The organism is Streptomyces sp. (genome assembly GCF_036524955.1).
Taxonomy (GTDB): Bacteria; Actinomycetota; Actinomycetes; order Streptomycetales; family Streptomycetaceae; genus Actinacidiphila.
In genome coordinates this window covers 1-11,158 of sequence record NZ_DATDBG010000185.1, presented here as the reverse complement: position 1 = coordinate 11,158, position 11,158 = coordinate 1, and the positions used below count along the sequence as shown (strand labels likewise).

General features: G+C 72.4%; 13 protein-coding genes. 6 read left to right on the top strand and 7 right to left on the bottom strand.

The genetic code is table 11. The features are described 5' to 3' along the window. The coding region (locus tag VIW71_RS15330; protein ID WP_331622825.1) for an FHA domain-containing protein at window positions 1-381 on the bottom strand (381 nt) is incomplete at its 3' end. 208 nt (window positions 382-589) lie between these two features. On the opposite strand from VIW71_RS15330, the gene serB reads away from it, so the two are divergent. Then, a complete protein-coding gene (gene serB / locus VIW71_RS15325; RefSeq protein ID WP_331622824.1) occupies window positions 590-1,840 on the top strand; it encodes a phosphoserine phosphatase SerB in 1,251 nt (416 codons plus the stop codon). 32 nt (window positions 1,841-1,872) lie between these two features. On the opposite strand, the gene VIW71_RS15320 is transcribed toward serB, so the two are convergent. The 5 genes from VIW71_RS15320 to fabG all read right to left on the bottom strand — a co-directional run bounded on the left by VIW71_RS15320 (window position 1,873) and on the right by fabG (window position 5,060). Beyond that, a complete protein-coding gene (locus tag VIW71_RS15320; RefSeq protein WP_331622823.1) occupies window positions 1,873-2,391 on the bottom strand; it encodes a SixA phosphatase family protein in 519 nt (172 codons plus the stop codon). 109 nt (window positions 2,392-2,500) lie between these two features. After that, window positions 2,501-2,791, bottom strand: coding sequence for a hypothetical protein (locus VIW71_RS15315; RefSeq protein WP_331622822.1), 291 nt, complete (start codon window positions 2,789-2,791; stop codon window positions 2,501-2,503). Between the two features lie 257 nt (window positions 2,792-3,048). Then, a complete protein-coding gene (locus VIW71_RS15310) occupies window positions 3,049-3,171 on the bottom strand; it encodes an SGM_5486 family transporter-associated protein (RefSeq protein ID WP_331622821.1) in 123 nt (40 codons plus the stop codon). A 372-nt stretch (window positions 3,172-3,543) separates the two neighbouring features. Next, the gene (gene fabI / locus VIW71_RS15305; protein ID WP_331622820.1) at window positions 3,544-4,335 is read right to left on the bottom strand and encodes an enoyl-ACP reductase FabI; all 792 of its coding nucleotides are present in this window, start codon (window positions 4,333-4,335) and stop codon (window positions 3,544-3,546) included. 5 nt (window positions 4,336-4,340) lie between these two features. After that, window positions 4,341-5,060 (bottom strand): 3-oxoacyl-[acyl-carrier-protein] reductase, encoded by a 720-nt coding sequence (fabG, locus tag VIW71_RS15300; protein ID WP_331622819.1) that lies wholly within the window; start codon window positions 5,058-5,060, stop codon window positions 4,341-4,343. A 435-nt stretch (window positions 5,061-5,495) separates the two neighbouring features. Here fabG and VIW71_RS15295 point away from each other — a divergent pair, with 435 nt between their 5' ends. The 5 genes from VIW71_RS15295 to VIW71_RS15275 all read left to right on the top strand — a co-directional run bounded on the left by VIW71_RS15295 (window position 5,496) and on the right by VIW71_RS15275 (window position 10,021). Further along, a complete protein-coding gene (locus tag VIW71_RS15295; protein ID WP_331622818.1) occupies window positions 5,496-7,070 on the top strand; it encodes a TldD/PmbA family protein in 1,575 nt (524 codons plus the stop codon). Further along, window positions 7,067-8,467 (top strand): metallopeptidase TldD-related protein, encoded by a 1,401-nt coding sequence (locus VIW71_RS15290; protein ID WP_331622817.1) that lies wholly within the window; start codon window positions 7,067-7,069, stop codon window positions 8,465-8,467. Before VIW71_RS15295 ends, VIW71_RS15290 begins: the two co-directional genes overlap by 4 nt. Window positions 8,468-8,490: 23 nt before the next feature. Continuing rightward, on the top strand, window positions 8,491-9,042 hold the full coding sequence (locus VIW71_RS15285; RefSeq protein WP_331622815.1) for an RNA 2'-phosphotransferase: 552 nt from the start codon (window positions 8,491-8,493) through the stop codon (window positions 9,040-9,042). A 130-nt stretch (window positions 9,043-9,172) separates the two neighbouring features. Continuing rightward, complete coding sequence (locus VIW71_RS15280; protein WP_331622814.1) at window positions 9,173-9,532, top strand: DUF3099 domain-containing protein; 360 nt, start codon at window positions 9,173-9,175, stop codon at window positions 9,530-9,532. A gap of 267 nt (window positions 9,533-9,799) precedes the next feature. Further along, window positions 9,800-10,021, top strand: a complete 222-nt coding sequence (locus VIW71_RS15275) for a hypothetical protein (protein ID WP_331622826.1) — start codon at window positions 9,800-9,802, stop codon at window positions 10,019-10,021. Here VIW71_RS15275 and moaA read toward each other — a convergent pair. After that, complete coding sequence (gene moaA, locus VIW71_RS15270; protein WP_331622813.1) at window positions 10,004-11,074, bottom strand: GTP 3',8-cyclase MoaA; 1,071 nt, start codon at window positions 11,072-11,074, stop codon at window positions 10,004-10,006. The two genes, VIW71_RS15275 and moaA, sit on opposite strands and share 18 nt — an antisense overlap. Window positions 11,075-11,158: the final 84 nt, after the last annotated feature.

Sequence of the window (11,158 nt, the reverse complement as noted above, 5' to 3'; positions counted from 1 at the left end):
GGGCTGCGCGGCCCGCGCGTGCGCCTGCTGCTGTGCGGCTCCCGCCACGTATCCGCCGCCCTGCGCCGGGGTGTGCGCGCCGGCGCCGAAGGTGAGCCGGGGCCCGTCCGTCGCGTTGCCGAGGTGGACGGCGGACCCGGGCCCGACCTCCGTCCGCTGGACACGCTGTCCCTGCACGTAGGTGCCGTTGGTGCTGCCGAGGTCCTCGATGACCCAGCCGCGTTCGCCGCGGCGGACGGTGGCGTGCCGCCAGGAGACTCTGGCGTCGTCGAGGACCACGTCGGCCCGGGGGTCGCGCCCCAGGCTGTATGACCGGGACGCATCAAGCGTCCAGGTGTGTCCGTTCATTTCGAGTACGAGTTCAGGCACCCCATGCCCCATGTGTTGTCCCCCGAGTGATCCCCATGCGGGGGAGTCTAGGGATTGCGAACATCGGGAGGAACTATGGCAGGCCCCGGGCCGGTAACAGAAAAGCGGCCTCCGCCACAGGTCTGTACCCGTTCCGTGCCGTCGCGTCGACACGGTCGGGTGTCCGTCAGGCGGGACGGGGGGTCGGCGTGGGGCGGCGGACGGATAACGTGGGAAGACCATGAACGACGCCTCGCAGAACTCGCCCGGGTCCGCCGCGGACGCGGCGGACGTACCGACGCTTCTGGTCAAGATCTTCGGGAAGGACCGGCCGGGCACCACGGCCGGCCTGTTCGACACGCTCGCCGGGTACGGCGTGGACGTCGTGGACATCGAGCAGGTCGTGACCCGCGGCCGGATGGTGCTGTGCGCCCTGGTGACCGCGCCGAACGGGCCAGGTGCGGAAGGCGGGCTGCGGGCGACCGTCCACAGCTGGGCGGAGGCCGCGCAGATGCAGGCCGAGATCATCTCCGGCACCGGCGACAACCGCCCGCGTGGCGCCGGCCGCTCGCACGTCACCGTCCTGGGTCACCCGCTGACGGCCGCGTCCACCGCCGCCATAACGGCGCTGATCACCGAGGCGGGCGGCAACATCGACCGGATCTTCCGGCTGGCGAAGTACCCCGTGACCGCTGTGGAGTTCGCCGTCTCGGGCGCCGACCCCGCCGACCTGCGCTCCGCGCTGGCGCCGGCCGCGGCCGCCCGCGGGGTGGACGTCGCCGTGATGCCGGCCGGACTGCAGCGCAGGGCGCAGCGCCTGGTGGTGATGGACGTGGACTCCACCGTGATCCAGGACGAGGTGATCGAACTGTTCGCCGCGCACGCCGGGTGCGAGGCGGAGGTCGCCGAGGTCACGGCCGCGGCCATGCGCGGCGAACTGGACTTCGAGCAGTCGCTGCACGCTCGGGTGGCCCTGCTCGCCGGGCTCGACGTGTCGGTGGTGGACAAGGTCCGCGCCGAGGTGCGGCTGACCCCCGGCGCGCGCACCCTGGTCCGTACGCTCAAGCGGCTCGGCTACCAGGTGGGGATAGTGTCCGGCGGCTTCACGCAGGTCACCGACGAGCTCAAGGAACAGCTCGGCCTGGACTTCGCCGCCGCCAACACCCTGGAGGTGGCGGACGGGCGGTTCACCGGCCGGGTGACCGGACCGATCGTGGACCGCGCGGGCAAGGCCCGGCTGCTGCACGCCTTCGCCGAGCAGGCCGGTGTGCCGCTCAGCCAGACCGTGGCGATCGGCGACGGCGCCAATGACCTGGACATGCTGAACGCGGCCGGGCTCGGCGTCGCCTTCAACGCCAAGCCCGTCGTACGCCAGGCGGCCGACACCGCCGTGAACGTACCGTTCCTCGACACCGTGCTGTACCTGCTGGGCATCACCCGCGAGGAGGTCGAGGCGGCCGACGAGGTGGACGGGGTGACGCCGCCGGACTGACCGGCCCGACCCGGTGCGATCGTGAACGCGGGCTACGCGCCGCGCGGCGTCCAGAATCCGGTCAGCCGACCCACCCCGTGTTCGACGGACTTCCACGAGCCGGTGAAGGTGACCACGGCGAAGGCCGCGGTCGGGAAGCCGCGGCTCATCCGGGCCAGCGCCTCCTTGTCGGCGGAACCGGCCAGCGCGTCGGCGAGGGCGTGCATTCCGGGGTTGTGGCCGATCACCAGGAGTGAGTCGATCTCGTCGGGCGTCTCCGCGAGCAGTGCGATCAGGTCGCCGAGGCCGGCCTCGTAGAGCCGCTCCTCGTAGACCGTCCTGGGTCGCTGGGGCATCTCGTGGGCGACGAGCTTCCAGGTCTCGCGGGTGCGGGCGGCGGTGGAGCACAGGGCGAGGTCGGGAGAGATGCCGTCGTCGGTGAAACGGCGGCCGACGGCCGGGGCGTCCTTACGGCCGCGGTCGGCCAGTGGCCGCTCGTGATCGGGAACCTGGGGCCAGTCGGCCTTGGCGTGCCGGAGCAGAACGATGGTGCGGGGTGAATCGACGGTCATGCCTCTCAGCTTTCCAGAAAACCCGCGGCCAGGCGCGAGATGACCGATCTGCCCGGCTCGCGGCTGTGGCTCACAGCCGCCCCGGTGCTCCGGCGCTCGCTCACCCGCTTCACGGCAGGAGGCCGATCAGGTCCGGCACCACCGGCGCGAGCCACCCGAACCAGTGCCCGGCGGGCGTCGCGGCCGAGGCGTCGGCGGGGCCGCCGGTGAGCAGGGCGAGCAGCGCGGCGAACGCCAGGGCGGGCAGCGCCACGGCCCACCACGGCAGCCGGGTCTGCGCACCGCTGCCGGCCGGCGCCCCGCCGCGCGGGACGGGGGCGGACCGGGCGGCCGTACGTGGGGGGCGCGCGGCGCCCGTCCCGCGCCGCGGGACGGGCGCGCGGGAAAAGTGCGTGGTCACGGTGACCGCCTCCGTGGATGAACCGTCGAAGTGCCGTAATGGCCGAGTGCTCTTCGACGCTACGGGGGCGGGGCGGTCGGTCCCATCCGGCCGTCCACCCATCCGACCCTGACATCGGCCCCCGAGGGATGGCGGGGTTGTCCCCACCCCTGGCTCGGGGTCGCGGGCAGGTGGTGCCAGTCACAGACCGGGGTACGCGGGGGCGGCCTGTCCCGTGGAGAGGTGTCCCGTCGAGGGGTGCGGCTGCCCCATGCGGGCTATCCCATCCGGGCGGCGACGGTGGCGACCACCGCGACGATCGCGGGCACCCCCATCATCAGGCCGAAGAGGATCAGCAGGCGCCGCTGGCTCTGCGGGGGATTCGGTTCGAGTACGGGCATGGCCCCAGTCTCGCACCCGGACGCGGCGGCGCCCCGCGCAGGGGCGCCGTTCACCGCACACGGGCTGACGCGCGAGCTCGCGCGGCAGCGGCTGAGCCGAAGGGCGCGCCGGTGTCCAAAGGGAGAACCGCGCACAGTGAGCGAGGGAGCACGGCCGACCGTCGACACCGGGTCCGAGCGCCCGGAGGCGAAGGCGCGGAACAACGCAGTGGCCGGCCGGTGGCCCCCTCCTGTCCGAGGGCGGGCAAGGAGGGAGAGGCCGTCCGCTGGGGGCACCCCCGGCCGGAGGCCGGGGGAGAGTGAGCAGGATGCCCGAGCGGCGTTGCTGCGGTCGCGCACGCCGGTCCGGCCGCGGTCACACGCCTGCCGCGGTCAGCCGCCGATCGCGTGCAGCCCGCCGTCCACGTGCACGATCTCGCCCGTGGTCTTCGGGAACCAGTCCGAGAGCAGCGCCACCACGCCGCGACCGGCCGGCTCGGGGTCGGACAGGTTCCATTCCAGCGGGGACCGGTGGTTCCAGATGTCCGCAAGCTCCGTGAAGCCGGGGATGGACTTGGCGGCCATCGAGCCGATCGGACCGGCCGAGATCAGGTTGCAGCGGATGTTCTCCCGGCCCAGCTCTTTCGCCAGGTAGCGGGAGGTGGCTTCCAGCGCGGCCTTGGCCGGGCCCATCCAGTCGTACTGGCTCCAGGCGACCTGCGCGTCGAAGGTGAGGCCGACGACCGAGCCGCCGCCCTTGCCGGTGGCGCTGTCGTACTTGGGCATCAGCGGCAGGCACGCCATGGTGAGCGACTTCAGCGAGAACGCCGAGACGTGCATCGCGGTGGCGACCGACTCGAAGGGCGTGCTGAGGAAGTTGCCGCCGAGCGCGTCCTGGGGTGCGAACCCGATGGAGTGCACGAGGCCGTCCAGCCCGCCCAGCTCGGCGCGGACCACGCTCTCCAGTCCGGCCAGGTGCTCGGCGTTGGTGACGTCCAGCTCGATGACCTTGACCGGCTTGGGCAGCTTCCGCGCGACGCGCTCGGTCAGGGTCGGCCGCGGGAAGGCGGTCAGGATGATCTCGGCGCCCTGCTCCTGCGCCAGCTTGGCGGTGTGGAACGCGATGGAGGACTCCATCAGTACGCCCGTGATCAGGACGCGCTTGCCCTCGAGGATTCCGCTCATGGTGATCAGTGACCCATGCCCAATCCGCCGTCAACCGGGATGACGGCTCCAGTGATGTACGAGGCGTCGTCGGAGGCGAGGAAGCGCACGGTCGCGGCGATCTCCTCCGGCTGCGCGTAACGGCCCAGCGGCACCTGGGCGACGATGTCGGCGCGCTGCTCGTCGGTGAGGGCGCGGGTCATGTCGGTGTCCACGAAGCCGGGGGCGACGACGTTGAAGGTGATGTTGCGGGAGCCCAGCTCGCGGGCGAGCGAGCGGGCGAAGCCGATCAGGCCGGCTTTGGAGGCGGCGTAGTTGGCCTGTCCTGCGGCGCCCAGCAGCCCCACGACCGAGGAGATCAGGACGACGCGGCCCTTCTTGGCCCGCAGCATGCCGCGGTTGGCGCGCTTGACGACCCGGTAGGTGCCGGTGAGGTTGGTGTCGAGGACGGAGGTGAAGTCCTCCTCGGACATCCGCATCAGGAGCTGGTCGCGGGTGACGCCGGCGTTGGCGATCAGCACCTCGACGTTGCCGTGCGCGCTCTCGATCTCCTTGTACGCCTGCTCGACCTGCTCGGCGTCGGTGATGTCGCAGCGCACCGGAAGGACGCCGAGCGCCACCAGGTCGGCCGGCGGCTCGCCCGAGCGGTAGGTGATGGCGACCTTGTCGCCGGTGTCGGCGAAGGCCCGGGCGATGGCGAGGCCGATGCCCCGGTTTCCTCCGGTGACGAGTACCGAGCGGCTCAACGGATCACCTTTTCGCTAGGTCGTGGGTATCCCTGCGTGAAAAGCTATCGGTCCCGGCACGGTTCCGGGGCATCGACCCCGACAGGCTGCTCCCGTGGTCCCTGTGAGTTTCCTACAGTGACCGGTACCAGTACTCGGTGCCCGCGCCGGACCGGTGACCGCGCCACCTCGGGCGCGACCGTGGCGGCGCCTTCACCGGTCTGGCCACATACGACATCGGGGCAGCCGCAGGGTCTCCCGACCGACGCTGCTCCGCCAGCCCTGCCAGACCTGGCGGACCGGACCCGGCGGATCAGGTGCCGTCGCGGTGCCGGGCGGTGAACCTGCAGCGCCCCGGACGCGGCCGGGGCCGCTGGCCCGCCGGGCAAATCCCCGCGCCCGGGCTGCGGGGGACGTGATTCACTGCGGACACGCAGAAGCGAAGGGGAGTTCGCCGTGCCTCATGAAGTCGATCAGTCATTCCTGGCATTGCCCTTGCGGGCGCTCGCCGACGCCGCGCTGGCGCGGGCGCGTGCGCTGGGCGCCGAGCACGCGGACTTCCGCCTGGAGCGGGTGCGCAGTGCGGCGTGGCGGCTGCGGGACGCCCGGCCGGCGGGCAGCTCGGACACCACGGACCTCGGGTTCGCGGTGCGGGTGGTGCACGGCGGGGCGTGGGGGTTCGCCTCCGGCGTGGACCTGACGATGGACGCGGCGGCGAAGGTCGCCGCACAGGCGGTGGCGATGGCCAGGCTCTCGGCGAAGGTGATCGCCGCGGCGGAATCAGCGGGGGCGCGCGAAGCGCATCCGCGGAACGGTGGCGGCGGGCGACGGGCGGGCGAGCGTGTGGAGCTCGCCGAGGAGCCGGTGCACGCCGAACAGACATGGGTGTCCTCGTACGAGGTCGACCCGTTCGACGTGCCGGACGCCGAGAAGACCGCGCTGCTCGCCGAGTGGAGCAGCCGGCTGCTGGCCGCGGACGGGATCTCGCACGCCGACGCCTCGCTGATGACCGTGCTGGAGAACAAGTTCTACGCGGACACGGCCGGGACCACCACCACCCAGCAGCGCGTACGGCTGCATCCGCAGCTCACCGCGGTCACCGTGGACCCGGAGACCGGCGGCTTCGACTCGATGCGGACGCTGGCCCCGCCGGTCGGGCGCGGCTGGGAGTACCTGACGGGCACCGGCTGGGACTGGGACGCCGAGCTCGCGCGGATCCCGGAGCTGCTCGCCGAGAAGATGCGGGCGCCCTCGGTCGAGGCGGGCTCGTACGACCTGGTGGTCGACCCGTCGAACCTGTGGCTGACGATCCACGAGTCGATCGGGCACGCCACCGAGCTGGACCGGGCGCTGGGGTACGAGGCGGCGTACGCGGGCACCTCGTTCGCGACCTTCGACCAGCTCGGCACGCTGAAGTACGGTTCGCCGCTGATGAACGTGACCGGGGACCGTACCGCCGAGCACGGCCTGTCCACCGTCGGCTTCGACGACGAGGGCGTGGCCGGGCAGTCCTGGGACCTGGTGAAGGACGGCGTGCTGGTCGGCTACCAGCTCGACCGGCGGATCGCCAGGCTGACCGGCTTCGAGCGGTCCAACGGCTGCGCGTACGCCGACTCGCCCGGCCACGTACCGGTGCAGCGGATGGCGAACGTCTCGCTCCAGCCGGCGCCGGACGGCCCGTCCACCGAGGAACTGATCGCCGGGGTGGAGCGCGGGATCTACCTGGTGGGCGACCGGTCCTGGTCGATCGACATGCAGCGTTACAACTTCCAGTTCACCGGGCAGCGGTTCTTCCGGATCGAGCACGGCCGGCTCGCCGGGCAGCTCAAGGACGTCGCCTACCAGGCGACCACCACCGACTTCTGGGGCTCGATGGACGCGGTCGGCGGCCCGCAGACGTACGTGCTCGGCGGCGCGTTCAACTGCGGCAAGGCCCAGCCGGGCCAGGTCGCGGCGGTCAGCCACGGCTGCCCGTCCGCGCTCTTCAGAGGCGTCAGCATTCTCAACACCACGCAGGAGGCCGGCCGATGAGCACCCGGAGCACCGGGACCAAGGCGCACGAGATCGTGGAGCGGGCCCTGGAGCTGTCCCGCACGGACGGCTGCGTGGTGATCGCCGACGAGGAGTCCAGCGCCAATCTGCGCTGGGCGGGCAACGCGCTGACCACCAACGGCGTCACCCGGGGCCGTACGCTCACGGTGATCGCCACGGTGGACGGCGCGCAGGGCACCGCCTCGGGTGTCGTCTCCCGCTCGGCGGTGACCGCGGACGAGGTGGAACCGCTGGTACGGGCGGCGGAGGCGGCGGCCCGCGAGGCCGGGCCCGCGGAGGACGCGCAGCCGCTGGTGAACGGGGTACCGGTCTCGGCCGCCTTCACCGAGGCGCCGGCCGAGACCTCCCCGGAGGTCTTCGCGTCGTTCGCACCCGCGCTGGGCGAGGCGTTCGCGACGGCCCGGGCGGGTGGGCGGGAGCTGTACGGTTTCGCCTTCCACTCGGTGACCTCCACCTATCTGGGCACCTCGACCGGGCTGCGGCTGCGGCACGACCAGCCGACCGGCACGTTGGAGCTGAACGCGAAGTCCCCGGACCATACGAAGTCGGCGTGGGCCGGCGCGTCCACCCGCGACTTCCGGGACGTGGACCCGCTGGCGCTGGACGCGGGCCTGGCCCGGCGGCTGGCCTGGGCGGAGCGGCGGGTGGAGCTGCCCGCGGGGCGGTACGAGACGCTGCTGCCGCCGTCCGCCGTCGCGGACCTCATGATCTACCAGTTGTGGTCGTCCGGCGCCCGGGACGCGGCGGAGGGCCGCACGGTCTTCAGCAAGCCCGGCGGCGGCACCCGGGTCGGCGAGAAGCTGTCGCCGCTGCCGCTGACGTTGCGCAGCGACCCGGCCGAGCCGGGCCTGGAGTCGGCTCCGTTCGTCATCGCACACGCCTCGGGCGACGACGCGTCGGTGTTCGACAACGGGCTGGCGGTGAGCCCGGTGGAGTGGGTGCGGGAGGGCACGCTGCACCGGCTGCCGACCACCCGGCACAGCGCGGGCCTGACCGGGCTGCCGGTGTCCCCGGCCGGGGACAACCTGATCCTGGAGGGCGGCGGCGACAAGTCGCTGACAGAGCTGGTGGCCGGCACCGAGCGTGGCCTGCTGCTGACCTGCCTGTGGTACATCCGCGAGGTGGACCCGGCCACGCTGCTGCTCACCGGGCTGACCCGGGACGGCGTCTACCTCGTGGAGAACGGCGAGGTGACCGGCGAGGTGACCAACTTCCGGTTCAACGAGTCACCGGTGGACCTGCTCGGCCGGGCCACCGAGGCGGGCCGCACCGAGCGGACGCTGCCGCGCGAGTGGAGCGACTGGTTCACCCGGGCCGCGGCGCCGTCGCTGCGGATCCCGGACTTCAACATGAGTTCGGTCAGCCAGGGGGTCTGACCGCGATACGGGGGTGGGCAGCGGTGGACGGGAAACGCGCGGTCAAGGTGTCGAAGTTCCTGGCGATGGTGCTGCGGCACCGGCCGGAGAGCGTCGGCATGGTGCTGGACGAGGGCGGCTGGGTGGACGTGGACGAGTTGCTCGCCGCGTGCGCCGCCGGCGGCCGGCGCTTCTCCCGGGCCGAACTCGACCACGTGGTGGCGACCAACAGCAAGAAACGGTTCGCCTTCTCGGCGGACGGGCGGCGGATCAGGGCCAGCCAGGGCCACTCGGTCGCGGTCGAGCTGGGCCTGCCGCCGGCGCCGCCGCCGGACGTGCTCTACCACGGTACGGCGGCGGCCACCCTGCCGGTGATCCTCCGGGAGGGGCTCAAACCGATGTCCCGGCAGGACGTGCACCTGTCGGCGGACGTGGAGACGGCCGTGCGGGTGGGGGCGCGGCACGGCCGCCCGGTGGTGCTGGCGGTGGACGCGGCGGGGCTGGCCGCCGCGGGTCACGAGTTCCGGGTCAGCGCGAACGGGGTGTGGCTGACGGACGGGGTGCCGCCGGAGCGGCTGGGGGTGCTGCCGGGCTGAGGCGGCTTGTCGCACGCCCCCGGTCTGCTGCGCGGGCGCCCGGCGGCGTACCGTGGGCAGTGTGCCAGGGCCGCGGCACCGAGATCGGTGATGAACACGGTCCGGCGAGGCGAGCAGGCGGTGGAGTGGAATGCGGAAGCACGGCGGGCCGGAGGTCTTCCGGATCACCGGAGCGCGGGCCGGCCTCTCCGAGGACATCCGGAGCCGGCAGCGGCGGTACATCATCTCGATGTCGGTCCGCACCGTCTCGGTGATCCTCACGGTGGTGTTGTGGAACGTGGAGCGTCCACTCGCCTGGGCGACTCTGGTCCTCGGCGCGCTGCTGCCGTACGTGGCGGTGGTCTACGCGAACGCCGGCCGCGAGAAGGGACCGGGACAGCCCGAGACGTACCTGCCGCCGTCGGAGCGCCCGTCGCCGGAGGCAATCGAAGCCGAGCCTTCACCGGAGCGGGTGACGGAGCCGCCCGCGGACCGTCACGACCCTCGCTGATCGCGGTCGAGGGCGCTGCGGAGCCGGGCCGCAGAGCGGTCCAGACCTGTGAAAGTGGAGGCCAAAGCTCAAGAAAAGCTCAGGTCAATCATGACGTTTGACTCCCACGGCAGGCTGAGCACGTGACATACTGCGTACGCGCTCCGCATCCCCCGTCGGAGCGATGAACCGACGCCGGGCGGCTCCCCCCGTGGCTGCCCGGCGTCGCCATGTTTACTGGGCGTTGTGAACGAATCCGTGAACCACGTGAACGACGCGAACAACGCCGTGAACGACGAGACGCCGGTCTGCTCGGCCAAGGGCTGCCGCGCCCCCGCGGTGTGGGTGCTGGCCTGGAACAACCCGAAGCTGCACACCCCGGAGCGGCGCAAGACCTGGCTGGCCTGCGAGGAGCACCGCGAGCACCTGGCCGGCTTCCTGGGGATGCGCGGCTTCCTCAAGGACGTGGTGCCCCTCGAGGAATGGGAGAGCTCAGCCGCCGATCGCTGACATGGGCCGCTCGGGCTGGAGGAACGACGGATCGTCCAGCCCCGAGCCCGCCTTCTTGCCCCACATCGCCGCCTTCCACAGCTCCGCCATCTCCGCGTCGTCGGCTCCGGAGCGCAGGGCGGTGCGCAGGTCGGACTCCTCGCGGGCGAACAGGCAGTTGCGTACCTGACCGTCGGCGGTGAGCCGGGTACGGTCGCAGGCGCGGCAGAACGGCCGGGTGACCGAGGCGATCACGCCGACCCGGGCGGGGCCGCCGTCCACCAGCCAGCGCTCGGCGGGCGCGGAGCCGCGGACGGATTCGGGCTCGGGGGTGAGCCGGAACCGCGTCTGCAGGCTGGTGAGTATCTCCTCGGCGGTGACCATGCCGGAGCGCTGCCAACCGTGCTGGGCGTCGAGCGGCATCTGCTCGATGAACCGCAGCTCGTAGTCGTGGTCGACGGCCCAGCGCAGCAGGTCGGGTGCCTCGTCGTCGTTGATCCCGCGCATCAGCACGGTGTTCACCTTGACCGGTGCGAGCCCGGCGGCGCGGGCCGCTTCCAGGCCGGCTGTGACGTCGTGGTGGCGGTCGCGCCGGGTCAGGGTGCGGAAGACGTCGGGCCGCAGCGTGTCCAGGGAGACGTTGACCCGGTCCAGGCCCGCGTCGCGCAGCGCGGTGGCGGTCCGGCGCAGGCCGATGCCGTTGGTCGTGAGCGACATCGTGGGGCGCGGTTCCAGGGCGGCGCACTGCTCGACGATGCCGACCAGACCCGGGCGCAGCAGCGGCTCGCCGCCGGTGAACCGTACGTCCCGCACGCCGAGGAGGGTGACGGCGATCCGCACCATCCGGACGATCTCGTCGTCGGTGAGCAGATCGGGCTTGGCCAGCCACTGCAGTCCCTCCTCGGGCATGCAGTACGTACAGCGCAGGTTGCACCGGTCGGTCAGGGAGACGCGCAGGTCGGTGGCGACCCGGCCGTAGGTGTCGAGCAGCGCGGAGGTCGCTGCCGACGTGGACGAGCCGACCGACGTGGACGAGATGGATGCCGTGGATGCCGTGGATGCCATGAATGCCATGAATACCGCCTCCCTTCGGGCGCTCGGTGCGCCGGTTTTCCCCCACCCTAAGTCCAGCCACCGACAACGTGGGCCCGGGGGGGG